This is a genomic window from Hymenobacter sp. BT559, assembly GCF_016427535.1.
Lineage (GTDB): Bacteria > Bacteroidota > Bacteroidia > Cytophagales > Hymenobacteraceae > Hymenobacter.
Map to the genome: position 1 here is coordinate 210,522 of NZ_JAELXV010000005.1, position 24,259 is coordinate 234,780.

General features: G+C 60.8%; 20 protein-coding genes and 1 tRNA gene. 14 read left to right on the plus strand and 7 right to left on the minus strand.

Features of this window, described 5'->3' with window-relative positions:
• Window positions 1-25: 25 nt before the first annotated feature.
• Window positions 26-1,024, plus strand: a complete 999-nt coding sequence (locus JAO77_RS17180; RefSeq protein ID WP_235998487.1) for an SAM hydrolase/SAM-dependent halogenase family protein — start codon at window positions 26-28, stop codon at window positions 1,022-1,024.
• Between the two features lie 88 nt (window positions 1,025-1,112).
• Here the strand turns inward: JAO77_RS17180 and JAO77_RS17185 are convergent, their stop codons facing one another.
• Window positions 1,113-1,313: a hypothetical protein gene (locus tag JAO77_RS17185; protein ID WP_198991641.1), complete on the minus strand. Its 201-nt coding sequence runs from the start codon at window positions 1,311-1,313 to the stop codon at window positions 1,113-1,115.
• A gap of 231 nt (window positions 1,314-1,544) precedes the next feature.
• Between JAO77_RS17185 and hscB the strand changes: the two genes are divergently transcribed.
• Complete coding sequence (gene hscB, locus JAO77_RS17190; protein WP_198991642.1) at window positions 1,545-2,093, plus strand: Fe-S protein assembly co-chaperone HscB; 549 nt, start codon at window positions 1,545-1,547, stop codon at window positions 2,091-2,093.
• A 24-nt stretch (window positions 2,094-2,117) separates the two neighbouring features.
• Window positions 2,118-2,199, plus strand: a tRNA-Leu gene (locus tag JAO77_RS17195).
• A gap of 204 nt (window positions 2,200-2,403) precedes the next feature.
• Here the strand turns inward: JAO77_RS17195 and JAO77_RS17200 are convergent.
• Window positions 2,404-2,550 carry a hypothetical protein gene (locus tag JAO77_RS17200; RefSeq protein WP_198991643.1) on the minus strand — a complete coding sequence of 49 codons (147 nt, stop codon included), beginning with the start codon at window positions 2,548-2,550 and terminating at the stop codon, window positions 2,404-2,406.
• A 135-nt stretch (window positions 2,551-2,685) separates the two neighbouring features.
• The gene (locus tag JAO77_RS17205; protein WP_198991644.1) at window positions 2,686-2,901 is read right to left on the minus strand and encodes a hypothetical protein; all 216 of its coding nucleotides are present in this window, start codon (window positions 2,899-2,901) and stop codon (window positions 2,686-2,688) included.
• Between the two features lie 104 nt (window positions 2,902-3,005).
• Between JAO77_RS17205 and JAO77_RS17210 the strand changes: the two genes are divergently transcribed.
• The gene (locus tag JAO77_RS17210; protein ID WP_198991645.1) at window positions 3,006-3,710 is read left to right on the plus strand and encodes a GAF domain-containing protein; all 705 of its coding nucleotides are present in this window, start codon (window positions 3,006-3,008) and stop codon (window positions 3,708-3,710) included.
• A 118-nt stretch (window positions 3,711-3,828) separates the two neighbouring features.
• Here the strand turns inward: JAO77_RS17210 and JAO77_RS24575 are convergent, their stop codons facing one another.
• A complete protein-coding gene (locus tag JAO77_RS24575) occupies window positions 3,829-4,155 on the minus strand; it encodes a BLUF domain-containing protein (RefSeq protein ID WP_198991812.1) in 327 nt (108 codons plus the stop codon).
• A 402-nt stretch (window positions 4,156-4,557) separates the two neighbouring features.
• On the opposite strand from JAO77_RS24575, the gene JAO77_RS17220 reads away from it, so the two are divergent.
• Together JAO77_RS17220 and JAO77_RS17225 are read left to right on the plus strand one after the other, a co-directional pair.
• Window positions 4,558-4,986, plus strand: a complete 429-nt coding sequence (locus JAO77_RS17220) for a hypothetical protein (protein ID WP_198991646.1) — start codon at window positions 4,558-4,560, stop codon at window positions 4,984-4,986.
• A gap of 203 nt (window positions 4,987-5,189) precedes the next feature.
• A complete protein-coding gene (locus tag JAO77_RS17225; protein ID WP_198991647.1) occupies window positions 5,190-6,014 on the plus strand; it encodes an alpha/beta fold hydrolase in 825 nt (274 codons plus the stop codon).
• Window positions 6,015-6,150: 136 nt separating this feature from the next.
• Here JAO77_RS17225 and JAO77_RS17230 read toward each other — a convergent pair whose 3' ends face one another.
• The gene (locus JAO77_RS17230; protein ID WP_198991648.1) at window positions 6,151-6,378 is read right to left on the minus strand and encodes a hypothetical protein; all 228 of its coding nucleotides are present in this window, start codon (window positions 6,376-6,378) and stop codon (window positions 6,151-6,153) included.
• A gap of 64 nt (window positions 6,379-6,442) precedes the next feature.
• Complete coding sequence (locus tag JAO77_RS17235) at window positions 6,443-8,257, minus strand: M61 family metallopeptidase (RefSeq protein WP_235998488.1); 1,815 nt, start codon at window positions 8,255-8,257, stop codon at window positions 6,443-6,445.
• A gap of 473 nt (window positions 8,258-8,730) precedes the next feature.
• On the opposite strand from JAO77_RS17235, the gene JAO77_RS24580 reads away from it, so the two are divergent.
• The 5 genes from JAO77_RS24580 to JAO77_RS17260 all read left to right on the plus strand — a co-directional run bounded on the left by JAO77_RS24580 (window position 8,731) and on the right by JAO77_RS17260 (window position 16,909).
• On the plus strand, window positions 8,731-9,768 hold the full coding sequence (locus tag JAO77_RS24580; RefSeq protein ID WP_370550232.1) for a (2Fe-2S)-binding protein: 1,038 nt from the start codon (window positions 8,731-8,733) through the stop codon (window positions 9,766-9,768).
• Between the two features lie 21 nt (window positions 9,769-9,789).
• Window positions 9,790-10,842 (plus strand): FAD binding domain-containing protein, encoded by a 1,053-nt coding sequence (locus JAO77_RS17245; RefSeq protein ID WP_198991649.1) that lies wholly within the window; start codon window positions 9,790-9,792, stop codon window positions 10,840-10,842.
• A gap of 14 nt (window positions 10,843-10,856) precedes the next feature.
• Window positions 10,857-13,121 carry a xanthine dehydrogenase family protein molybdopterin-binding subunit gene (locus tag JAO77_RS17250; protein WP_198991650.1) on the plus strand — a complete coding sequence of 755 codons (2,265 nt, stop codon included), beginning with the start codon at window positions 10,857-10,859 and terminating at the stop codon, window positions 13,119-13,121.
• A gap of 260 nt (window positions 13,122-13,381) precedes the next feature.
• Complete coding sequence (locus JAO77_RS17255) at window positions 13,382-14,875, plus strand: 3' terminal RNA ribose 2'-O-methyltransferase Hen1 (RefSeq protein ID WP_198991651.1); 1,494 nt, start codon at window positions 13,382-13,384, stop codon at window positions 14,873-14,875.
• A gap of 375 nt (window positions 14,876-15,250) precedes the next feature.
• Window positions 15,251-16,909, plus strand: coding sequence for an ATP-binding protein (locus JAO77_RS17260; protein WP_198991652.1), 1,659 nt, complete (start codon window positions 15,251-15,253; stop codon window positions 16,907-16,909).
• Between the two features lie 251 nt (window positions 16,910-17,160).
• On the opposite strand, the gene JAO77_RS17265 is transcribed toward JAO77_RS17260, so the two are convergent.
• Complete coding sequence (locus JAO77_RS17265) at window positions 17,161-17,934, minus strand: DUF3800 domain-containing protein (RefSeq protein WP_198991653.1); 774 nt, start codon at window positions 17,932-17,934, stop codon at window positions 17,161-17,163.
• A gap of 109 nt (window positions 17,935-18,043) precedes the next feature.
• Between JAO77_RS17265 and JAO77_RS17270 the strand changes: the two genes are divergently transcribed.
• The 3 genes from JAO77_RS17270 to JAO77_RS17280 all read left to right on the plus strand — a co-directional run bounded on the left by JAO77_RS17270 (window position 18,044) and on the right by JAO77_RS17280 (window position 24,175).
• Window positions 18,044-20,662: a polynucleotide kinase-phosphatase gene (locus JAO77_RS17270; RefSeq protein ID WP_198991654.1), complete on the plus strand. Its 2,619-nt coding sequence runs from the start codon at window positions 18,044-18,046 to the stop codon at window positions 20,660-20,662.
• A 157-nt stretch (window positions 20,663-20,819) separates the two neighbouring features.
• Window positions 20,820-22,895, plus strand: coding sequence for a beta-galactosidase (locus tag JAO77_RS17275; RefSeq protein ID WP_235998489.1), 2,076 nt, complete (start codon window positions 20,820-20,822; stop codon window positions 22,893-22,895).
• A 137-nt stretch (window positions 22,896-23,032) separates the two neighbouring features.
• Window positions 23,033-24,175, plus strand: a complete 1,143-nt coding sequence (locus JAO77_RS17280; RefSeq protein ID WP_198991655.1) for an MBL fold metallo-hydrolase — start codon at window positions 23,033-23,035, stop codon at window positions 24,173-24,175.
• Window positions 24,176-24,259: the final 84 nt, after the last annotated feature.

Here is a 24,259-nt window from a genome sequence, read left to right on the forward strand (position 1 = left end):
AGCCTGAGTAGCAGGCAGTGCCCACTTGGCACTGTGGGTTGCTACCGGCCCAGCCGGGTGGGCGGGGGCGGATTACCCCTATAACGGAACTACTTTTGCAGCCGTTCCAGCCCGGCGGCTGGCGACCAAACAATACTACGAAAAAACCGGCAACTGCGGCATGGGCGTACTAACGCTACTAACGGATTTTGGCTACCGCGACCACTACGTGGCCGCGCTCAAGGCCCGTTTACTGCGCCTGGCCCCTACCCTGCCGGTGCTTGATATCACCCACGGCGTAGAGCCCTACAATATTGCGCACGCGGTGCACGTGCTGCGGGCCGTGTTTCGGGATTTTCCGGTGGGCACTACCCACCTCATTGCCGTGAGCGACTACGGCGCCAGCCCAACCGGAGCCGTGGCTACGCCCGCTTGGCACGCCGCCCAGCACCAAGGCCACTACTTTGTGGCCGCCGACAATGGCGTGCTCGCTCTGCTTTGCGATGGGGTGCCCGAGCGGCTCGTGCGCTTGCGCGGGGCAGCTCCCGGCTCTGCGGCCGCCCTAGGTAGCCAGGGTAGTGCCTTGCTGCCGCCCCCGGCCCTCAACCCCACGCGCGATGTGCTGGCGCCGGCCGCCGTGCACCTTGCCCTCGGAAAATCAATCGACAAGCTGGGGACGCCCACCACCGAGCTCTACTCGCTCACCAACCGGCAGGTGCGCTTGCAAGACAACCGCATCACGGGCCACGTGGTGCACGTGGACCACTACGGCAACCTGATTACTAACATTCCGCGCGAAGCGGTGGAAGTGACGAGCCGCGACAGGCCGCCCATTATCAAGTTTGGCCGCGAAACCGTGCGCGAGCTGCGGCCGCACTTCGCCGCGGCCCCGCCTGGCGAAATTGTGTGCGCTTTTAACCCCCAGGGCTGCCTCTGCATTGCCATCAACCAGGGGCACGCCAGCGAGCTGCTGGGCATGTACTTCGACTCGCAAGTAGACGTGTGGTTTGATGCCGACAGCAAGGCTGACGCTGGCGTAGCCTAGGCTCCAACTACTAAAGCAGGCAGGCACAAGCCGACCGTGCGGGGCTTGCGCCTGCCTGCTTTATTGTAGCGCGGCAGTGTTGCCGAGGCTAGGGCGTGGCTTTGGTAGAGTCGGTATTGGTGCTGTCGGAGCTGGTAGCCGTAACGTCTACTGTTTTGTTGTCTGATACAACTTCGGCGGTTTTGCTGGGTTCGGTAGCGGTAGGCTGGCTAGAGCACGAGGCCAGAAGGGCACCCATCACGAGCGCCGGACCAGCGAGCCACAGGGGGCGGCAGGAAAGCGGATTCATAGTCGAAAACAAAGAAAATGATGTGGAAACACCAGAGGGTACGTACCTCCTGCGCCAGAGGTTAGGCGCCCACCTAAGTGGGCCCGCCGCATAAACCCCTTGGCAACCCACCTTTTAGCCCGCCGCCAGGCTACTTTTTCTTTCGTGAGCTGCTTGGCGCCCCAACCACTAGCGGCCGTTCGCTGTACTGCTTAGCAGCCAGCGCTCATTTGCTGCTCTACGCGTTTTTTTATGTCTGATTCTGCTAGTTATTTCGCCTTCTACGGCCTGCCCGAGACTTTCCTGCTCGACGAGGCTGCCCTCAAAACCAAGTATTACCAGCTCAGCCGCGAGCTGCACCCCGACTTTCATGCCCAGGATACGCCCGCAGCGCAGGCCGAGGCGCTGCGCCTCTCGACCCTGAACACCGACGCCTACCGCACCCTGCAAGACCCCGACCGGCGTATGGCCTACCTCCTAGGTCTGCACGGCTTACTGGAAGAAGGCAGCGCCCAAAATCAGCTACCCTCCGATTTTTTGATGGAAGTAATGGAGCTGAACGAGCAGCTGATGGAGCTGGAGTTTGAGCCCGATGCCGCGGCCACGGCCAAGCTCGAAGCCGAGGTGAGCGCCCTGGCCGATACGCTCGACGCTGGTATTCAGCCGGTACTGTCGGGCTACGCGCAGCTGCCCCCCGACCACCGCCCCGCCGCCCTAGGGCAGGTAAAGACCTATTACTTAAAAAAGCGCTACCTCTTGCGGCTTCGCCAGCAATTGGCTACCTTTGCGGCCCGCTCGTGAGCTACCGGCCGAGCGGGATAAGTTGCCTGGATGGCGGAACCGGTAGACGCGATGGTCTCAAACACCATTACCGCAAGGTGTGCCGGTTCGACTCCGGCTCCAGGTACACAGAGCTGATTTGCTAGCTCAAAACTGCTAAAACCTCCTTTTCGGCTATGCTGAGAAGGGGGTTTTGTCGCTTTAGAAGCATCCTGACCTAAATGGCTTGGCTGAATTGATATGCACTACCTAGGGCCCTAAGCCTGCTCAAACCAAGCGGATAAGGCACTGCTGGCACGCCCACTGGCCCCGGTACTTGGCCTGAGCCGCCTCAGCAGCAGAAAGGGGTGCCCGCAGCGCGTGAGTTGCTCGCAGACGCGGCGGCGATGGTAGAGCCGGGCATGGGCGCTCGGCGGGCCAGCAGCCGGGTGCGCGCGCTCAGGCGCACCCGCTCTTGCTTGACCACAATGGAAATCACGGCCTCTTTGAAAATGCCAGTGCGGTTGAGATACCGCTCGGTGTATGGTTTATAGTTTCTACTGCGCAGTACCTCGACAGTGGGTTCGGGTGCTGGGCGGCGGCAGGGTTCTTGGTGACCGAATCGGTCGAGGCGTCAGAATACTCCTAGGTCGAATTTGCGTTGGTGGGCATTGGCAAAGCGCTTTTCAAACTCGGCGCGGTTGACTGTGCTGCTCGATTCCTCTAGAGCATACTCCGTATAGATGTCCCAGCCGTAAGCTAGGACGCAGCGGCGTGGGTCAGGCAGTGGGTTATCGATACTCTGACCTTTGCTCTTGGTCGATGGGCGGGCGCAGATAGCAATTTTCATTCTTTAACCTGGTCCATAGCGAGATGATAACTAGTATATTTGTCTTTGCTTTACGCTGTAAAAATTAAACTACTGACTAAATAGACTATTTTCTCCAAATCACTATGACTGTTCCTTACGCTCACCGACCAGCCGATGAGGCGCACCGCCTAGAAGCACTGCGACCTTACCAGCTGGTCACTGCTATTCCTAGTACACTCACCGATGAATTGGTGCGGCTTACCGCTACCCTCTTCAATGTTCCCATCGCAATCATTGCATTGGTGGAGGAGCAAACTGTACAGTTTAGGCTCAATGTTGGTCTGCCGGCCGAGACGCGGCGCGAAAACAGAGACGAAAGCTTATGCTCGATAGCCATTCTGCGAGAAGGCACTACTGTCTACGAGAACCTCCCGCTCGACCCGTGCGAACTAGCTCAACCTGGCTTGGTGCAGCGCCTCAATCTGCAATTTTATGCCGGCAGTCCTCTGCGCACGGCTGCCGGCTTTCCGGTTGGGGTGCTGTGTGTCCTTGACCACCAGCCACGGCCTTTTACAGCGGAAGACCGCGCCCTGCTGACGCAGCTAGCCGGCGTCGTCATGCAAATGCTTGACAGTCGGGTTCAGCTAGCTTACCAAGGCGAGTTGAATTGGCAAACGCTCTACGACCAGATAGAAACTTCGGTCATGCGACTCAGCACACTGGCGGCACTAGCCAAATGGGAAGACCATGACCAAACTCCGGGCGCCATCGCCTATCGTCAATCGACGCGAGAGGAAATAAGTCGGGTATTAAACGCCCTTCAGGACTATTTGGTAAGCGCCGTTTAAGCACTTCTCACCGATGCCTATCCCTAGTGCAGTCGCCGTTTACTAAATAGGTTTTTTTGTGAACTATTGAATTAACCCTGCTGAAAGGCCCTATAAAAGTAGATTTATGGGGCCTTTGTTATGTCCTTTTATGAGCCAGGTTTTCAGTAGCTTTCCAGGACTTACTTACTCCGAAAGCCTCCATAAGTGTCTGCACGTGCGAGTCTTCTAAGGGCAAGAGCGGCGATTGACCTCGCTCCATCGCCCGAAGTAGGTAATTTAGCTCAATTGGCTCCACTTGCCCAAGGGCCATAGGCCAGTCACCGAACCAACGGTGCGGGCCCAAGCATTCGCTAATAGGAAAGATGTGCTGATACCGCGCGTCCAGCCGAACTTTATCAGATAGCCTGTGTACTTCGAGCTCAGAACCTTCGATTACTTGTGCGAAGCGCCCCTGACTAAGTATTGCTCGGCCGCAAACCCACTAACTTATTTCAGTTAGCGTTAGGTGCTAGAGTTGAGTCCGATTTACTGGTACCCGAATTCCCAGCAGCCCCCTCGTTAGCATTTACAGTTTCTCCCCCGCTGACAGCTGTGCCACTATTAGGGGAGCCAGAACTATGTTCGCTCCCACAAGCGCTCAGCAGGCAGGTGCTTAGCAGTAAGGCAAACCAGCCGCTAGGCCTCGCCGCCGGCTGTTTTATTTATGAAATGGGGCAGCAATTTCTTCTGGTGCAGGTACCCGCGATTCCTAGGAGGACGTATTTTCCGCAAAAAAGCCGCGCCCTGCAGCATCAACACTCGGCGTGTGCAACCAAACTGGCTAGCAGCTACTCTTCTGGCTATACCTTCTGCCTGGCCTTTACCTATGCCTTACTGCTCTTTACGCCGCGCATTCGCTATAGTAGTATTGATGGGAGCGGCGAGCTGCCAGCGGGCCGATGTGGCCCCGGCCGCCGACCTAGGCATTGTGGGCGAGTGGCACTGGGTTTCCAGCCGTGGGGGCCTCACGGGCAAGCAGGCCTACACGCCCGCTTCGACGGGCTCGACCGATACGTGGCTACTCCGGGCCGACAGCACGTACCAGCGGCGCACCACGCAGCCGAGCGGCACGCAGACAACGGAAACGGGCACTTTCTCGCTCGGGTCGATCAAGAGCGTCTACTCTGGCCAGCCGGCGCGGGCGCTCGTCCTGCGCGGCAAGCAGTCCCAAACGTTCGTTATTCAAGAGTTGGGCTCGCGCCTGGTGGTAGCGGATAACTACTACGACGGCTTTGGGCACACCTACGAGCGCTGAACCCTAGCTTTCGCTGGCGCAGCCGCAGCGCCGCCCGTGGCCCGTGCTGCTAGTTGCGTTTTTGTTGCGTCATTTGGCGGCGCGGTTTCGGGCGGTGGGCTACCCGTGCGCCTTTGCCTGTAGGCCTATTGCCCGCCTTGCGTTTTTGCGGCCGGGCTGGCTAATGCGGTACCTAGGGCTCATCTTTCAAGCCAACAATCCTGATGCGCTACTTCGGATACCTGCTTTGCTTCTTGCTACTCCACACGTTGCGGGCGGCGGGGCAGGCCGTGCCTTACGGCCACAACCCCGCCGCGGGCCACTACCAAACGGTGCGCGGCGTGCGGCTCTACTATGAGGAATACGGGGCCGGGCCACCGCTGCTGCTCATCCACGGCAACGGCGGCAGCATCCAGGATTTCAAGCACAACATCCCCTACTTCGCCAAGCACTACCGGGTGCTGGCGGTAGACAGCCGCGCCCACGGCCGCTCGGTAGACCCCGGCGACTCGCTGAGCTTCGAGATGATGGCCGACGACTTTGCAGCCCTGCTCACCAGCCTACGCCTAGACTCGGCCTACGTGCTGGGCTGGAGCGACGGTGGCATCAATGCTGTGGTGCTGGCCCTGCGCCACCCTAGGAAAGTGAAGCGCCTGGTGGCCACAGGTGCCAATTTCTCGCCCGATTCCACGGCCCTCACGCCCGCGCTGTGGACGCAGCAACAGCGCGGCTATCAGGAGAATAAAAACAAAATCAGAACCGACCCGAAGCAGAAAAATGATTGGAAGGTGTTCACGCTCGACGTATTTCAGCCCAACATTCCGCTGCCTAGGTTGCGCCAGGTGGCAGCGCCGGCCTTCATCATTGCCGGCGACCGCGACGTGATAACGCTGGAGCATACGGTGGCCATTTACCGCCACCTGCGCCGTGCCTGGCTCTGGATAGTACCCGACAGCGGCCACGCCACCTTGCAAGAGCACGCCGACGAGTTCAACCGCAAGGCAGACGCCTTCTTCCGAGCAAAACGTATTTCTAGTGCTCCGCACTAGAAAGCGCCGCACTAAAAAACGTCTGTCCTGCTGAGCCCCGTGAAGCATTTCTACCGTCTTTCTAGACAAGGCGTAGAGATGCTTCGCGGGGCTCAGCAGGACAGACGTTTTAGGTAGTGGCTACACCGAGTAGAACTTACTCCCGCGTCAGCACCACTAGCACAATCACTTGGCTGGGGTCTTTGGGCGAAAGCTTGTTCTCAAAGCTATCGAGCACGTAGCCTTTCGCCAGCCACTCTTTCACCTCGGGAAAGCCGAGCAGCTCTGCTTTGGTAAAGGGAACGGGCTTCGTCTTCTGGCCCTTCTTCGCGCCTTCAGAAAAGAAGGTTAGCATTTTGGTAGCTGGCAGGGTTTCTTCAGACATACAATTGTGGATAAATCAGTTAATAAATGTGAATAACCCACCGATAGCAGGGAATACGGTGGTGCTACAGATTACGCAACCAGATAGTGCGTGCAGCCAGTTGCTCGGGCGTGGCGGCGGGGTCGGGCGCGAAGTAGTAGCGCTGAATTTCCTCGGCCGACGTTAGCTTGACTTGCACCTCCTTCGGAGCCGCCGTGCCGCGCCGGATGCGCAGCCCTATGTTAGTGCCCGGCGTGCGGGCGGCCATGCGGCTCTTGCTGAGGCCAGCGTAGGCGGGGCCCACTACGGGCACGTCGCCCACGGCCAGTAGCTCGTCGCCGGGCATGATGCCGGCGGCCTGCATGGCGGGGCTGGGTTGCTTGATGAACACGCTGCCATCTTCGCGGCGGTCGTAGGCTACCGCGCCCAGGCTGGCGAGCTGGCGGCCGGTGTGGTGCGCCGCCTCATAGCGAATGCCGATGCGCCCTAGGTACTGCTGCAAGGGCAAAGGCTCGGCGCCCTGCACGTAGCGCTTGAAGAAGTCGCCAATCTCAGGATAAGTCAGGGCGGTGAAATCCTGGAAGAAATTTTGCTCGCTGATGGGTTGGTCGGGGCCGTATTTCTTGGCTAGCTGTAAGAGCACGTCGCGCAAGCCGCGGGTGCCGTGGCTGAGCTCCAGCAGGCGCAGGTCGAGCATGGTGGCCGTGAGGGCGCCGCGCATGTAGATATTGCCATACTGGCGCTGGCCTTCGTCGGTGAAGGACTTGAGACCTAGGCGGCTGAGCGTGTAGGTAGAATCGAAGGCAAAGCGGTCGGTCTGCTCCTCGTTGTGCAGCACGTCGAGGTAGTCGGGCAGCGGCACCAGGCCGCCGCGCAGCTGCATCATGTGGGCGGCCCACTCGGTCACGCCCTCGTAGAGCCAGAGGTGCTCCGAGCCGGTGGGCTGCACGAAGTTGAAGTGCTCCACCACTTCGGAGTGGATGTTGAGCGGTGTCACGATGTGGAAGAACTCGTGGGCGGCGATATCCACCACGTTTTGCCCAAACTCCGGCGTCAGGGCACCCTCCCGCATAATGTATTCGGAGCTGTAGGAGTGCTCCCAGGCACCGGCGCTCTTATCGCTAAACAGGTAGAGGAAGGCGTAGCGCTTCACCGGCAAGTCGCCCCCTAGGAAGGCCTGGGCAGCGCCGAGCATTTTCTGCATGTGGCCCAGCAGCGGCTGCGCCTGCACCTGGCCCTTGGCCGAGTAGCAGTAGAGAGCCACGTCGGCATTGCCCACCTTAGTGGTGGTGCTGGTGAGGTTGCCGAGCAGGAAGGGCGAATCCACGGCCTGGTCGTAGCTCTTGGCGTGGTAGTAGCCTTCCTTATCAGCCTCCAGCACCGTGCCTACCTGCCAGGCCTTGGGGTAATTGAGCTTGAGGCGCAGCGGCTTGGCCTGCCAGCCCTGCGGGTAGCCCAGCACGGTTTGGCCGTTCACGAGGGCGTGGTCGGCTTCCAGCGACGAGCCGCACATGAGGTAGATGTTGTGCTCGGGCACGGGCGTGGCCCAGGTTTCGGCAATGGTGTAGCGGATTTCGCGGGTCTTTTCGGGCTCGGCCAGCTCCCACTGGTTGGTGCTGAGCTGCTTGCTACCTAGGGGCTTGCCCTTGCTGTCGAAGGCGGCGAAGTCGTGCACGTAGCGGCCCATGTCCATGACCTGGTAGGTACCGGGCGCGGTGGCCGCAAACTGATACACGCCCTGCTCTTTGCTGAGCTTGGGCACTTCGAGCCGCACCTGAAACTGGTGGGCGGCCGCCGTGGGGTCCATCGAGACGGTGTAGGTGAGCTCGCGGGGTGCCTTCGAGGCGTAGGCGGGGGCCGCCGCGGCGAGCAGTAGGCTAAAAAGGGCAGCTAGTTTCAAAAGCAAAGAAGGAATAAAGAACTGCGTAATGCGTCGAGGCGAAGAAGATGATTAGTAGCAGTCCTAGCTCTTCTTCGACCATGACAATTCCTCAAAGGTAACCTGCAGGGCTATCGACTTAGGTTATTGCACGGCGCTCGTAGGCCCCCCCCCGGCCCCTCCCCTCCGGGAGAGGGGAGCCTCACGATTGGTCACGTTTGCTTAAGTATGCTTGCGATTGGCTCCCCTCTCCCGGAGGGGAGGGGCCGGGGGTGGGGTCCCATGTTAGGACCGTTCATCCACTTTCCCAAACTCAACGATACCGAGCAAGGCCCCTGACGCCACCTACGACCTCACACTCTCGTGGCCACCAACCTCCACAAAAGCCAATCCCTACACGCTGAACACAAGAATTTTCGCCAGCAACGACTCCCTACGGGTCCAAAACTGCGTATTAGTTAGACGCAACTCTTTGCGCTAGCCTACCTCCAACGATGCATAATCTAGTTCCCGCGCTGCAACCTGGCGATACGGTGCCCAACGGCCCGTTGCCCGACGGCTCTACATTATTTGAGCGGCGCGGCCGGCCTATTATCCTAGCCTTTGCCCCCACCGATTGGGACCCGGCGCAGGCGTACCAAAGCGCCATTTTTGCGCGCTTGTCGCAGGAGTTTGGTAGCGGCGAAGCTTTGGCCGAAGCCGCGCCCGAAGCCTGGCACTCGCTCGACTACTACGGCGAGCTGGCGACCCACCTAGGCGTGGCCGGGCAGCGGGCACTGCTGCTGCTCGACGAAGCCGGCGTGCTGCGCTGGAAAACGGTAGTGGAGCCCGACCAGGAGATACGACCCGGGCAGGTGCTGGCGGCGCTGCAAGCGTTGCGCCCCGAACCAGTGGTAGCCCCTAACCTAGCAACCACTGGACATGAAGTACTAACCGGCGGCATGTCGCGCCGCACCTTCGTGATGGCCACGCTGGCCGCCGCGGCACTGCTGGCGCTGCCCAGCGTAGTAGCAGCGGCTCCTGAAACTACTTCGCCTAGCCCCACTCCCACCGACAACCGCTCCGCTATGCTACCCGTCGAACTAAACATTAACGGTAAGAGCCACCACCTACAGCTCGACCCGCGCACGGCGCTGCTCGATGCGCTACGCGAAAACCTACACCTGACGGGCACCAAAAAGGGTTGCGACCACGGTCAGTGCGGCGCCTGCACTGTGCACCTAGACGGCCACAGTGCCCTCTCGTGCCTCACGCTGGCCGTGATGGCGCAGGGCAAGGCCATCACTACTATCGAGGGCTTGGCGAAGGGCGACACACTGCACCCCGTGCAGGCCGCGTTTATCAAACACGACGCGTTCCAGTGCGGCTACTGCACGCCGGGCCAGATTATGTCGGCCACCGCGCTGCTCGCCGACCAGCACACACGCCACGGCTCGGCCGTCGAAATCCGCGAGGCCATGAGCGGCAATCTGTGCCGCTGCGCCGCTTATCCCAACATCATCGCCGCCATTCAGGAGGCTCAACGCGGCTAGCCGTCCTAGCTCCTCCTACCTATGCATCCATTCCAATACCAGCGCTCCGAAAGCGGTAGCCAAGCTGTGGCTATCGTAGCTAAAGACTCTGACGCCGCGTTTATCGCCGGCGGCACGTCGCAGGTCGATTTACTGAAAGAAGGCGTGCACCAGCACAGTCTGCTGGTAGATGTGGCGGGCCTGCCGCTGCGCCAGATTAATGACTTTGAAGGAGGCGTGCGCATCGGCGCCAACGCCACCAATACCGAGGCAGCGTACTACCCTGCCATCCAGGCTCGCTATCCGGCCGTGAGCGAAGCGCTGCTGGCAGGAGCCTCCGTGCAGATTCGCAATATGGCTACCATGGCCGGCAACCCCTTGCAACGCACTCGCTGCCCCTATTTCCGCGACCTAGACCAGCCCTGCAACAAGCGCACGCCGGGCAGCGGCTGCGCGGCCATTGGCGGCTACAACCACGTGCACGCGCTGTTTGGGGCCTCGGCAGCCTGCGTGGCCACTCACCCCAGCGACCTCGCCGTGGCCCTGTCCGCCCTCGATGCTCGCGTGCAAACCACCGGCCCCCGCGGCAATCGCACCATCGCCTTTCCTGACCTGCACCGGCTGCCCGGCACTACCCCGCACCTCGACACCATATTGGAACACGGTGAGCTGATTACCAGCATCGACCTACCCGCCTTCGCGGGCCGCTCGCACTACCTCAAGGTGCGCGAGCGCGCCTCCTACGCCTACGCCCTCGCCTCGTGCGCCGTGGCGCTGGAAATGGACGGCGCCAAGATTAAGCGCGCCCGCATTGCCCTAGGTGGGGTGGCTCACAAGCCCTGGCGCGCCACGCCGGCCGAGACGCTGCTCGCGGGCCAGCAGCCCACCGAAAAGTTGTTTCAAGCTGCAGCGGCGGCCGCCTTTGCCGACGCCAAGCCGCTAGAGCACAACGCCTACAAAATACCCATGGGCCGCAATCTGCTGGTGCGCGCTCTACTCGAAACCAGTGGCTTGCAGCCCTTGCAGGGCCCAGCCGGCACGGCCTTCGCGGCCAGCGTAGGCGGCATGGCTGGCCAGGTAGCCACTCCCAATTAATTAGACTTATTCTTATGCTAACCGAAGCTACCGGGCAACCGCTCGACCGCGTAGATGGCCGCCTCAAAGTGATGGGCGGCGCGCGCTACACCGCCGAGTGGGACCTACCGGGCCTCGCCTACGGCGCGCTCGCCACGAGTGCCATTGCCCACGGCAAGGTGCGCGCGCTTGATATCAAAGCCGCGCAGCAAGCCCCCGGCGTGCTGGCGGTGCTCACTTACCTCAATGCCCCGCGCCTGCAACCCATGCCCGAAAAGGTGGGCGGCACGCTGTTTCGGGGTGAGGGCGGTATCACCGAAACGCTCCAGCCGTTGCAGGATGCGACCATTGCCTACGCCGGCCAGCCGCTGGCCGTGGTGGTCGCCGATACCCACGAGCACGCCCGCTACGCCGCCTCGCTGGTGCACATCACCTACGACGAAGCCGCGCCCGAGCTAGACCGCGCCACCGCCAGCCGCCAAACGCTACCCGAGGCCTTCACCGGCAGCAAGGAGGAACCCTTGCAAGTGACCGTTGGCGACCCTAGGGCCGCCCTGGCCGCCGCACCAGTGAAGCTAGAGCGGGTGTATGAATCGGCCATCACGCACCACAATCCCATTGAACAGCTCGCGACCATTGCGCGTTGGGAAAAGCGCAACGGCGCCGACTACCTGACGATGTATGACACCACCCGCGGCGTTGACACGTTGCAGGAAGTCATTGCCGCTTCGCTGAATTTACCTAAGGATAATGTGCACATTATCTGCCCATTTATTGGCGGAGCGTTTGGGTCCAAAGGCTGGCTGTATGCCCCGGCGCTGCTGACCGCGATGGCCGCCCGCGTGGCAGGCCGCCCGGTCAAGATAGAACTGCGCCGGCAGGACATGTTCAGCACGGCGGGCCAACGCGGCGCGACCCGGCAAACCTTGTCCCTAGGTGCCACTCGCGACGGCAAGCTAACTTCCCTGCAACACGATACGCAGGCCCAAACCTCGATGGTGAGCGGCTACGTGGAGCCCTGCGCCCGGGTCTCGCGCATGATGTACGCCGTACCCAACCTAGGCTTTGCGCACCACCTGTCGCACCTCAACCTGCCCTCGCCCTGCCCCATGCGCGGCCCCGGCGAAACCGTGGGCGGCTGGGCCCTGGAGTGCGCCATCGACGAGCTAGCCACCGAACTCAACCTCGACCCGGTAGAATTACGCCTGCGCAACTACGCCGACAAAAACCCTGAAACTGGCAAGCCCTTTAGCAGCAAGCACCTGCGCGAGTGCTACGCCCGCGGCCAGGAGCTTATCGGCTGGGCCGCCCGCAACCCCAAGCCCCGCTCGATGCGCGAGGGCAACAGCCTCATCGGCTACGGCGTGGCTACCACCATGTACCCGGCCGCCCGCCGCGAAGCCTCGGCCCGCGCTACCATCTTCGCCGATGGCCGCGCCCTGGTGCAAAGCGCCACCCACGAACTGGGCAACGGCGCCTACACCATCTTCCGCCAGGTTAGCGCCGATGCGCTAGCCCTGCCCCTCGACCGCGTGCATTTTGAGCTCGGCGACTCGGCCCTACCTAAGGCGCCCACTACGGGCGGCTCGGCCACCACGGCCACCATTGGGCCAGCTGCTACGGCCGCCAGCCAGGCGGTCCTCAGTGCCCTCAAGAAGGTAGCCATTCTTGATAAGAAGTCGCCACTTTTCGGCGCGACCGAAGATGCCATTGAGGCCCGCGATGGCCGCTTGGTACGCAAAGCCAACGCGACCCAAGGCGAAACCTACGAAGCTATTTTGAAGCGTGCCAAGCGGCCTTCCATCAGCGCCGAAAGCACGACCAAGCCAGGCGACGAGCGCGAGCAGTTCTCGTTCTATTCATTTGGGGCGGTGTTTGCCAAGGTGCGCGTGGATGAGGCCAGCGGCTCCGTGCGGGTGGCGCAGCTATGCGCCGTTTATGACGTGGGCCGCCTGATGAACCCCCAAACGGCCCGTTCGCAGTTTATCGGCGGCATGAGCATGGGCCTAGGTGCCACGCTCATGGAAGCCACACACTACGACGACCGCAACGGCCGCGCCGTGGTGCGCAACCTCGCCGACTATCACGTGCCCAGCATGGCCGATACGCCCGATATCATCGTGGAAGCGCTCAATATTCCCGACCCGCACATTAGTGTGCAAGGAGCCCGCGGTATCGGCGAAATCGGTTGTGTAGGCACGCCCGCGGCTATCACCAATGCCGTATTTCACGCCACTGGCCAGCGCTTGCGCTCGCTACCCCTCACACCGGATAAGCTGCTTAAGGCGCTGGCCAGTTAGCGGCGCACTAAGTAGATTAACTGGGGGTTTGTTGCTCGTCACTCGTGTTACCCCACCCCCGGCTCCTCCCCTCCGGGAGAGGGGAGCCCAACGTGGAAAGTGCGATTTATACTAAGCAATGGGCAGCCTGGCAATTGCCTATTATTAATTGACGACAGGCTCCCCTCTCCCGGAGGGGAGGGGCCGGGGGTAGGGTAACACGAGTGACGAGCAATGCACTAGCGCTACATTCGGCTTCTCGCTGGTTCATCCCCTACCTTATGCTGCTCACGATTACGACCACCTACCAGCCGGCTACTGACCTCGGCTACCTGCTGCACAAGAATCCCGCCCGCCTGCAAAGCCTGGAAATCACGGGCGGCCAGGCGCACGTCTTCTACCCCGAAGCCACCGCCGAGCGCTGCACAGCCGCCCTGCTGCTCGACCTCGACCCGGTGGGCCTGGTGCGCGGGCGCGGCAATGGCGAAGGCTTCGCCCTAGAGCAGTATGTGAACGACCGGCCTTACGTAGCCTCGTCGTTTTTGAGCGTGGCGCTGAGCAAAGCCTTTGGCACGGCCATGAACGGCACCTGCAAAGACCGCCCCGCCCTACCCGCCGAGGCGTTGCCGCTGGCCATCACGGTGGCCGTGGTGTCGGCGCCCGGCCCCGATTGGCCGCGCCGCCTGTTCGAGCCCCTAGGCTACACGGTCGAGACCGAAACCTCGTCCCTCGACCCCACCCAGCCCGAGTGGGGCAACAGCTCCTATTACACGCTGCGCCTGCGCCACGACGGTCTGCGCCTGCAAGACGTGCTCACGCACCTCTACGTGCTGCTGCCAGTGCTCGACAACGACAAGCACTACTACATCGACCAGCAGGAGGCCGAAAAGCTGCTGCACCGCGGCGGCACCTGGCTGCCCCAGCACCCCGAGCGTGGCTTCATCACGCGGCGCTACTTACGCTACCTAGCTGCTATGGTGAACCCCACACTGGCCCGGCTGCTAGAAGGCACTGAGGAAGAACTACCCGAACCAGAGGTAAGTACCGTGGACTCTGCGAGTCCGCGAGTGGAAGGGTCAGAACAGGAATCTACAGAGACGGTCAGCCCGCAGGCGGTATTACCAGACGAGGCAACGCGCGGACTCACAGAGTCCACGGTACAGCAGCCTAGGCTCTCGCTGCACGACCAGCGCCTCCAGCAAGTAGCCCACGAAATCTATCAGCTCGCCCCCAAGCGCGTGCTCGACCTAGGGTGCGGCGAAGGCAAACTCCTGCGCCTGTTGCTGCGCCAGCCCAAAATCGAATTTATCCGCGGCATGGATGTGTCGCACCAGGCGCTGAGCCGGGCCGCCCAACGCCTGCATCTCGATGAGCTTTCGCCCCGCCAACGCGCCCGCATCGAGCTGATTCAGGGGTCGCTGCTGTACCGCGACGAGCGCCTAGCTGGCTTCGACGCGGCAGCGCTGGTGGAGGTAATCGAGCACCTCGACGAAAACCGCCTCGCCGCCCTCGAAGCCGTGGTGTTTGCCCAGGCGCGCCCGGCGCATGTCTTTGTCACCACGCCCAATGCCGACTACAACCAACTTTTCGAGAAGCTCAACGCCGGTGAGTTTCGCCACGACGACCACCGCTTCGAGTGGACCCGCGCTGAGTTTGCGGCCTGGGCCACCGGCGTGGCCGAGCGCCACGGGTATCAAGTGCGAGTAGTGGCCATGGGCGACGAAGTGGAGGGCGTAGGTGCCCCGTCGCAGATGGCGGTGTTTGGGCTAGCATAGCCCGGCTCTTCCTGCGTAAGTAGAGAGTGCGCAAAAAGTGGTTGTCCTGGCGAGCGCTGCGCCGCAATCGTGTCCAGACGAGCTATTCGGGTGTGATTACTGCGTGGCACTCGCCAGGACAGATAGGTTTATAGAAGTCCCTACTGCAAGGGGCCGCCGAGCTTTTGCAGCTGTTGGTAGCCGGGAAGCCGCTTTTTCAGCAACGCCATTGCCTCTCACCTTCAGAAGCAGGGCCCAAGGTATCTTCCTAGGTTACTGAGGTATAGTAAAGTGGCGCGAACTGCTACGCGCGCCCTAGGCCGGGCCGGCCTCTTTGACACGGGCATTACTGCTTTTAACGGAAAAATGACCAACTTCGTGGGCCCTTTTTCTGCTATGAACCCGACCTCTTCCATCCCCTTGCCCGCAACCCTAGCCGAAGCCCACGCGCGCATCGTTGAGCTGGAGCAGCAACTGGCCCGGCAACAGACGGTGGCGGCGGCCGAAGCCGAGCAGCGGCTCTTTTACCACAGCATATTAGTTGAGCTACCCGTCGATGTCGCCGTATTCGACGTGGCGCACCGCTACCGCTTTATAAACCCGCATGCCATTCGCAGCCCCGAAATCCGGAACTGGATTATCGGCAAGAACGACTTTGAGTACTGCGCCTACCGCGGCTTCAACCCCGAGCGGGCCGTGGTTCGGCGCACCCACTTCGAGCGGGCCGTGGCCGAGCGATGCCAAGTGGCCTGGGAAGAGGAGCTGCTCCAGCCCGACGGCAGCAAGCGCTATTACCTGCGCCACTTCATGCCCGTGCACGAGGCCAGCGGCCAGCTCAAGTTTGTGCTTGGCTACGGCCTGGAGATTACCGACCGGGTGCTGGCTGAGCAGCAGATGCAAGAGGCCCGCGAGGTGGCCGAAATGGCGGCCTCGGCTCGCACCACCTTCCTGGCCACGATGAGCCACGAAATCCGCACGCCCTTAAACGGAGTATTGGGTATGGCGGCGCTGCTGGCCAAAACGCCCCTCACGCGCGAGCAGCGCGAGCAGGTGGGCATCATTCATTCGTCGGGGCAGCACCTGCTGAGCGTTATCAACGACGTGCTCGACGTGGCCAAAATCACCTCGGGCAAGCTGGAACTGGAGCGTATTTCGTTTGACTTGGTCGAGTCGGTGACGCGGGCCGTGGCGCCCCTGGCCGAGCAGGCCCGGCACAGCGCGCTGGCTTTTGAGACCAAGTGGCTGGATGTGGGCCACGCCTGGGTGCTGGGCGACCCCTTTCGCCTCAATCAGATTCTCCTCAACCTACTTTCCAACGCCCTCAAGTTTACGCACGCCGGCGGCGTGACGCTACGCATCAGCCGGCTGGCCCAGGCGGCGGGTTCCTTCACGGTCGAATTCCGGGTGAGCGACACCGGCATCGGCATTCCGGCCGATAAGCTGGAGCACATTTTTGAGAGCTTCAGCCAGGCTTCGGCCGGCACCACCCGGCAGTTTGGCGGCACCGGGCTAGGCCTCCACATCAGCCGGACCCTGGTGGCGCAACTCGGCGGGCAACTCACGGTCGAGTCCAAGCTTGGCCAGGGCAGCACGTTTAGCTTCGTGCTGGCGCTGCCCGAGGCCGAGCCTCCCGTGAGCGAAGTGCCCCTGCAAACCCAGGAAGGCAGCCTCGCTGGCCTGCGCATTCTGCTAGTCGAAGACAACGACATCAACCGGATTATTGCGAGCTGCCTGGTGCAGGACTGGGGCGCCGAGGTCGATGAAGCCCCCGACGGCGAAGCGGCAATCGCTCTCTTCGAGCAACACCGCTACGACATCGTGCTGATGGATATTCAGCTGCCGGACATGACCGGGGTAGACATCACGCAGTACATGCGCCGGCACGCCGACGCCCAGCGGGCCCAAACGGCCATTTTAGCCCTTACCGCCAGCGCCTACCAGTCGGATATGCAGGCCTACCTAGCTGCTGGCATGAATGACTGCATATCGAAGCCCTTCGACGAAACCGTGCTCTGGAGCAAGATGATGGCGCTACGCCCCAGTGGCAGCAGCTAACCAACCGAGCGCCGCTCCACCCTCCTCGTCACCGCGCCCAATGCCGACTAAAACCAACTCTTCGAGAAGCTCAACGCGGGCGACTTCCGCCACGACGACCACCGCTTCGAGTGGACCCGCACCGAGTTTGCGGCCTGGGCCACCGGCGTGGCCGAGCGCCACGGGTATCAGGTGAGCGTCGTGGCCATGGGCGAGGAAGTAGAGGGCGTATGCGCGCCCTCGCAGATGGCGGTGTTTAAAAACGAAAATATTTAATGAATGCACCCTAGGTAAACTGAAGCAAATGCTTGTCTTGCCTCGTCTTGTAGTTTACCCGAACATAATTCTGATACATATAGACCAAAAGGTTCAACTCTTACCATTGAATCTCCTAGTGGGTCTCCTGTATACTCTGTAGAGCCTTCATTGAAAAAAGTATACCGCAGATTCGCCCACATTTCAAAACCAAGTTCCATGTCTGAATCAGGGTCATATCCTGAGTTCTCACCGGCTTTTACCATTTTGGTTACAAGGCCTAATGTAGACTTGAAATGTATAGATGCTATATGAGCAGCTAAATCCGCAAGCTGTATTCCTTTGATAACCTTAGAATCTTGCTCTAAAATAAAATCGCTATTAGCAAAATTCTCAGCTTCGATAGCTGCACTAGCTTTTTGAATAGAGGTAAAATGACCTTGGTCGAAGTAGATATCATTTGCACCCTCAAGATTATTATAGTGAATGAATGCTTTTATGCCTTTGATGCATTCAAACCCAAGTTCTTCTCTCCTATCGCTAGGGATAACAACTATTCCAAGTTTACATTGATGAATAAGAAGTGCTTTAAGGTCATCTCTGACTTTCATCTTATTTAAGTCTTTTGAATAAGACGCACCGCTTTTATGCTCAAACACGGTTTCATCGTAACCGTGTTTTTTAATAATATTATTTATTTCAACAGTTAAATCGGTTTCAGTATATACACATGCTCCGATAATAAATCCTGCTTCATTGTGCACACTATCATCAACATAGAACTGGCCCATGATTAATTCTATTTAGTTTATAATTACTGTCAGACTGAATTGAGTCTATCATTTAAAGAAGCGCTCTATCAAGTTTGCGCTATCCCAAAAAATATTCTTCCTGTTTCCAATGCCCCAAGATACCCTCAAGCTTCCCGAACTCTCCCTTATTCTGCTCCTTGGCAGCTCGGGGGCGGGCAAGTCTACGTTTGCCCGGCGCTTGTTTAAGCCCACCGAGATAGTGTCGTCGGACGTGTGCCGGGGGCTGGTAGCCGACGATGAGAACGACCAATCGGCGAGCGGCGACGCCTTTGAGCTGCTGCACTACCTAGTGGCCAAGCGCCTGAAGCGCGGGCTGCTCACCGTGGTCGATGCCACCAACGTGCAGGCCGAGAGCCGCAAGCCGCTGGTGGCCCTAGCCCGGCAGTACCACGTGCTGCCGGTGGCCATCGTGCTCGACGTGCCCGATGCCGTGGCCCACGAGCGCAACGCCCACCGGCCCGAGCGCCGCGGCATGGGCCCGCACGTGATAGCGCGCCACCGCCAAGACCTGCGCCGCAGCCTGCGCAACCTGCGCGACGAGGGCTTCCGGCACATTTTTCACCTGCGCGGGGTGGAGGAAGTAGACGCCGTGCAGGGCATCTTGCGCGACCGGCTCTACAACAACCGCAAGGAGGAAACGGGGCCGTTCGACATCATCGGCGACGTGCACGGCTGCTACGACGAACTGCTGGCGCTGCTGGGCGACCTAGGCTACCAAGTCGAGGCCGAGCCGGTAGCCGACGTGCGCGACCTCGGCATCCGGGTGACGCCGCCGGCCGGGCGGCGGGCCATTTTCCTAGGTGACTTGGTGGACCGCGGACCTGCCTCGCCGCAGGTGTTACGCCTGGCAATGAGCATGGTACGCAGCGGCGCGGCGCTGTGCGTGCCCGGTAACCACGACATCAAGCTGCTGCGCCACCTCAACGGCAAGAAGGTGACCGCTAACCACGGCCTGGCCGAAACGCTGGCCCAGCTCGAAAGCGAGTCGGACAGCTTCAAGGGGCAGGTGCGGCAGTTTCTGGATGGGCTGGTGAGCCACTACGTGCTCGACGGCGGCAAGCTGGTGGTGGCCCACGCCGGCCTCACCGAGGAGATGCAGGGCCGCGGCTCGGGCGCCGTGCGGGCCTTCGCGCTGTTTGGCGAATCGACCGGCGAAATCGACGAGTTTGGCTTGCCCATCCGCTACGAGTGGGCCCGCGAGTACCGCGGCCGGGCGATGGTGGTATTTGGCCACACGCCCGTGCCCGACGCCGAGTGGCTCAACAACACCATTGACATTGACACGGGCTGCGTGTTTGGCGGCCGCCTCACGGCCCTGCGCTACCCCGAGCGCGAGCTAGTGGCCGTACCCGCCGCCCGCGTATACTGCGAGCCGGCGCGCCCGCTCAACTACCGCGCCGCCCAGCTCGCGGCGGCCGGCGCAGCCGCCGAAGGTGACCTCAGCGCCCAGCACCAGCAAGACGACGTGCTCGACATTCGGGACGTCACGGGCAAGCAGTTTATCGAAACCCGCTTGCTGCGCGGCGTGACCGTGCGCGAAGAAAACGCAGTGGCTGCCCTAGAGGTCATGTCGCGCTTTGCGCTGCACCCCAAGTGGCTGTTGTACCTGCCGCCCACCATGTCGCCCACCGAAACCTCGGAGTTGCCCGACCTACTCGAGCACCCTGCCGAAGCCTTCGCCTACTACCAAAAGCTGGGCGTGGAGCGCGTGGTGTGCGAAGAAAAGCACATGGGCAGCCGCGTGGTTGTGGTGCTGGGCAAGGACGAGGCCGCTATCCAGCGCCGCCTGGGGCTGACCGGCGAGGGCATTGGCAAGTGCTACACCCGCACCGGCCGCAACTTCTTCACCGACAAAAACCTAGAAACCGCCTTCCTGGCCCGCCTGCGCGACGCCCTAACCACGGCCGGCTTCTGGGACAAATTCAGCACCGACTGGGTGTGCCTCGATGCTGAGTTGCTGCCGTGGTCGGCCAAGGCCCAGGAGCTGGTGAAAAACCAGTACGCCGCCGTGGCCGCCGCTGCCACCGCCGCCCTGCCCCAGGTCGAAGCCGTGCTGGCCGAAGCCGCCGCCCGCGACCTAGAAGGCGCCGAGGCGCTACTAGCCCGCACAACAGCCCGCCGCCAAGCCGCCGCCGACTACGCCGACGCTTACCGCCGCTACTGCTGGCCCGTGCACTCGCTCGACGACCTCAAGCTGGCGCCCTTCCATCTGCTCGCCACCGAAGGCAAAACCTACTTCGACCGCGACCACGCCTGGCACATGGAAACCCTGCGCACCCTCGCCCTCGCCGACCCTGGCCTGCTGCGGGCCACGCCCTACCGCGTGGTGCCCCTAGGTGACCCCAGCGAGGTCGAAAGCGCCATTCAGTGGTGGACCGACCTCACCGCGGCCGGCGGCGAAGGCATGGTGGTGAAGCCCTACGACTTCATTCCGCTCAATGCCCGCAGCCTCCTCCAGCCCGCCCTCAAGTGCCGGGGCCGCGAGTACCTGCGCATCATCTACGGCCCCGACTACCTGCTACCCGGCAACCTGGAGCGCCTGCGCCAGCGCAACGTGAAAACCAAGCGCAACCTTGCCCTGCGCGAGTTCGCCCTCGGTGTGGAAGGCTTAGAAAGGTTCGTGGCGGGGCAGCCGCTGCGCCGGGTGCATCAGTGCGTGTTTGGCGTGTTGGCGCTGGAAAGCGAGGCGGTGGACCCTAGGTTGTAAGTTACAGTATGCATGATAGTGGTATTTGGCTTTTCATTTCTTAATAGCTAAAATGCACAATCGTTTGTGTAATATTACGAGCTTATCCACCTACGCTGGAAGAATGCAAGTGATTTTGCTGCTTTCACCCATCCAGCGCTGCTAATCCTTTACTGTCTTGGTTAAAACTTTCCTTGCTTCTCTGCTTCTGGCGTTGCCCCTTACCTGCGCCGTATCCCAAGCTCAAGCTCCTAAGCAGGACAAACTGCTTTATGGCGTGGCCTACTACGACGAGTACATGCCTTATGACCGGCTAGATAAGGACGTGGCTATGATGAAGGCGGCGGGCATCAACGTGGTGCGCATTGCCGAATCGACGTGGAGCACCCTAGAGCCGCAGGAGGGTAAATTTGATTTCTCGCACGTAGACCGGGTGCTCGATGCTATGCACAAAGCGGGTATTCGGGTTATCATCGGCACGCCGACCTACGCGGTGCCGACGTGGCTGGTGCGCAAGTACCCCGAGGTGCTGGCGACTACCAACCGAGGGCCCAACCAATATGGCCCACGCCAGAACATGGATATCAGCAACCCCGACTTTCGGCGCCACGCCGAGGCGGTAATTCGGGCCTTGCTAGGGCATGTCAAGAACCATCCGGCCATTATCGGGTACCAGGTTGATAACGAGACCAAGGCCTACGGCACGGCCGGGCCGGCGGTACAGAAGCTTTTTGTGCAGTACATGCGGCAGAAGTTTTCGTCGTTGGATGCGCTGAATAAGGCCTATGGGCTCGACTATTGGAGCAACCGCATCAATTCGTGGGAGGACTTTCCATCGATGGTGGGCACCATCAATGCCAGCCTAGGTAGCGAATTCAGCCGGTTTCAGCGTCAACTTGTAACCGACTACTTGGCTTGGCAGGCCGGGCTGGTGCGCGAGTACAAAAAGCCAACCCAATTCATCACCCAAAACTTTGACCTAGGTTGGCGGGGCCACTCCTTCGGCATTCAACCCGATGTGGACCACTTTGCCGCCGCCAAGGCACTCGATGTGGCAGGCATAGACATTTACCACCCGAGCCAAGACCAGCTCACGGGCACCGAAATTTCCTTTGGCGGCGACGTGACCCGCGGCATGAAAGGTGGCCAGAATTACTTCGTGCTCGAAACCGAGGCCCAGGGTTTTCCGCAGTGGCTACCCTACCCGGGGCAGCTACGCTTGCAAGCGTTTAGCCACCTAGCCTCGGGCGCCAACCTGGTAGAGTACTGGCACTGGAGCAGCATCCACAACTCGGCCGAAACCTATTGGAAGGGTGTGCTCAGCCACGACTTACAGCCCAATACCATTTACGAAGAGACAAAGACCATTGGGCGCGATTTTCAGCGCCTTACCCCGCAGTTGCTCAACCTCAACAAGACTAACAAGGTCGCCATCCTGTTCAGCAACGAGGCGCTGACGGCCGAGGGCTGGTTTAATAACGGACTCGACTACAATGGCGTGCTGCGCTCGTTTTACGACCCACTCTACCGCCACAATGTGGGCTGCGATATGGTAGACCCCAGTAGCCCTGACCTAAATAAGTACTCGCTACTTATCGTGCCGATGTTGTACGCGGCGCCCGCTAGCCTTTTGCAGCGCCTAGATGCTTATGTGCAGCAGGGCGGCCACCTGCTCGTGACCTACCGCAGTGGCTTTTCGGACGAGAACGTGCAAGTACGTACCACGCCCCAGCCAGGCGGCCTCAGCAAGGTATGCGGCGTGACCTACGACCAGTTTACGCCCCCCGACAAGGTGGGGCTGCAAGGCGAAGCGTACCAGGCAAAACCGACCGATAACCAGGTCACCACTTGGATGGAGCTACTCACGCCCACCACGGCCCAGGTGCTGGCTCACTACGACCACCCAGTGTGGGGCAAGTACGCCGCCATCACCGAAAACCACTACGGCAAGGGCCTGGCCACGTACGTGGGCTGCCACACCACCGATGCCGTGGTTGAGAAGCTCGTAACCAATGCTGTGCGTAAGGCCGGCCTGTGGGGCCTAGACCAGGAGACACAGTTCCCATTGATTACTAAAACTGGCCTTAATCAACGGCAGAAACCCGTGCACTATTACTTCAATTATTCGGGTATGCCGGCTTCGGTGCGCTACCCGCACGGCGCGGGCAAGGAGCTACTGGCAGGCACCACCGTGGCCAAAGGCCAGGCGCTTGCGCTAGCACCCTGGGGCGTGCAGATTATAGAGGAGAAATAATGCGAAGTATTCGTCATGCAAAGCGCAGGTGCGTATTAGCTTCTGCTTGCGATAAAAACCTCTGCGCTACACGAGCTGCTTCGTTGCACGCTGCATGACCAAACACAGGTTTCTAAATTTTTCTAGCAGCTTTCCTCATGCACTTTTTTCTAAAAAAGTTAACCCTGAGACTTGGCGGGCTACTCTTGCTGCTGGTGCTGGCTGTCACCACCTTTCTATCATGCAGCCCACAGCTAGGCAGCGCGCCCACTGCCAAGCAGCGGCAGGACTACCACCGCACGGGGCACTTGGAAGAGGGCAAGTTTGTCAACTCGCCGCCCACTACCGTGATGGCGGGCAGTATGTTTTCGGCATTCCGGCGCATGCTGTTCGAGCACACGCCCAATCAAAACCCGGCCGCGCCGCTCCCCATGCAGCGGCTCGACTCGCTGACGATAACTCAGCTCCCGGCCGACCAAGTGCGCGTGACGTGGTTCGGCCACTCGGCTAGCTTGGTTGAAATAGGCGGTAAAAAAATGCTGCTCGACCCCATGCTGAGCGTGAAGATGGGGCCGCTGGCCCTCGTGACGCCTAAACGGTACAACCAGGAGCTGGCTATTTATCCTGAGCAGTTGCCGGCCATCGATGCAGTGCTGATTTCGCACGACCACTATGACCACCTCGACTACCAGACGGTGCTCAAAATCAAGGATAAAGTCGGCCGCTTCTACGTGCCGCTGGGCGTGGGTGTGCACCTGCGCCGCTGGGGCGTGGCCGAAAGCCGCATTCGCGAAATGACCTGGGGCGACTCGGTAAACCTGCCCGGCCTGACGATTATCAGCTCGCAAACACAGCATTTTTCGGGGCGCGGCCTCACCAATCGCAATAGCACCTTCTGGTCGTCGTGGGTGCTGAAGACACCACGGCACCGCCTGTTCTACAGCGGCGACGGTGGCTACGGCCCCCACTTCAAGAACATTGGCCAGCAGTACGGCCCCTTCGACCTTGCCCTGATGGAATGTGGCCAGTACGACCGGGCGTGGCCTCAAATCCATATGCAGCCCGAGCAGTCGGTGCAGGCGGCGCTTGATGTGCGTGCGCGCACCATGCTGCCCGTGCATTGGGGTGCGTTTACGGAGGCCCACCATCCTTGGAACGAATCGGTGGAGCGGGCCAGTGCGGCCGCGGCCCGTCAAAACCTACCACTGGCTACCCCACTGCTGGGGCAACCCGTGGTGCTGGGCGCCCCGCTGCCCCAGCAGCCCTGGTGGCGGGCACAGGGCCTGAGCGAGGCGCAGTAACCTACCTAGGACGGTTCTTTAGTAGTGTGTTGCTCGTTGCTCGTAAGACCCCTCCCCTCCGAGAGAGGGGAGCTAAGCGTAAAT

What these genes read in the sequence shown, in the direction of transcription:
- JAO77_RS17250 (WP_198991650.1), top strand. Translation starts at nt 10,857, where the DNA reads ATGCTAACCGAAGCTACCGGGCAACCGCTCGACCGCGTAGATGGCCGC.
- JAO77_RS17265 (WP_198991653.1), bottom strand. Translation starts at nt 17,934, where the DNA reads ATGGGCCAGTTCTATGTTGATGATAGTGTGCACAATGAAGCAGGATTT.
- JAO77_RS17270 (WP_198991654.1), top strand. Translation starts at nt 18,044, where the DNA reads ATGCCCCAAGATACCCTCAAGCTTCCCGAACTCTCCCTTATTCTGCTC.
- JAO77_RS17255 (WP_198991651.1), top strand. Translation starts at nt 13,382, where the DNA reads ATGCTGCTCACGATTACGACCACCTACCAGCCGGCTACTGACCTCGGC.
- JAO77_RS17205 (WP_198991644.1), bottom strand. Translation starts at nt 2,901, where the DNA reads ATGAAAATTGCTATCTGCGCCCGCCCATCGACCAAGAGCAAAGGTCAG.
- JAO77_RS17230 (WP_198991648.1), bottom strand. Translation starts at nt 6,378, where the DNA reads ATGTCTGAAGAAACCCTGCCAGCTACCAAAATGCTAACCTTCTTTTCT.
- JAO77_RS24580 (WP_370550232.1), top strand. Translation starts at nt 8,731, where the DNA reads ATGCATAATCTAGTTCCCGCGCTGCAACCTGGCGATACGGTGCCCAAC.
- hscB (WP_198991642.1), top strand. Translation starts at nt 1,545, where the DNA reads ATGTCTGATTCTGCTAGTTATTTCGCCTTCTACGGCCTGCCCGAGACT.
- JAO77_RS17225 (WP_198991647.1), top strand. Translation starts at nt 5,190, where the DNA reads ATGCGCTACTTCGGATACCTGCTTTGCTTCTTGCTACTCCACACGTTG.
- JAO77_RS17185 (WP_198991641.1), bottom strand. Translation starts at nt 1,313, where the DNA reads ATGAATCCGCTTTCCTGCCGCCCCCTGTGGCTCGCTGGTCCGGCGCTC.
- JAO77_RS17245 (WP_198991649.1), top strand. Translation starts at nt 9,790, where the DNA reads ATGCATCCATTCCAATACCAGCGCTCCGAAAGCGGTAGCCAAGCTGTG.
- JAO77_RS17210 (WP_198991645.1), top strand. Translation starts at nt 3,006, where the DNA reads ATGACTGTTCCTTACGCTCACCGACCAGCCGATGAGGCGCACCGCCTA.
- JAO77_RS17280 (WP_198991655.1), top strand. Translation starts at nt 23,033, where the DNA reads ATGCACTTTTTTCTAAAAAAGTTAACCCTGAGACTTGGCGGGCTACTC.
- JAO77_RS17220 (WP_198991646.1), top strand. Translation starts at nt 4,558, where the DNA reads ATGCCTTACTGCTCTTTACGCCGCGCATTCGCTATAGTAGTATTGATG.
- JAO77_RS17260 (WP_198991652.1), top strand. Translation starts at nt 15,251, where the DNA reads ATGAACCCGACCTCTTCCATCCCCTTGCCCGCAACCCTAGCCGAAGCC.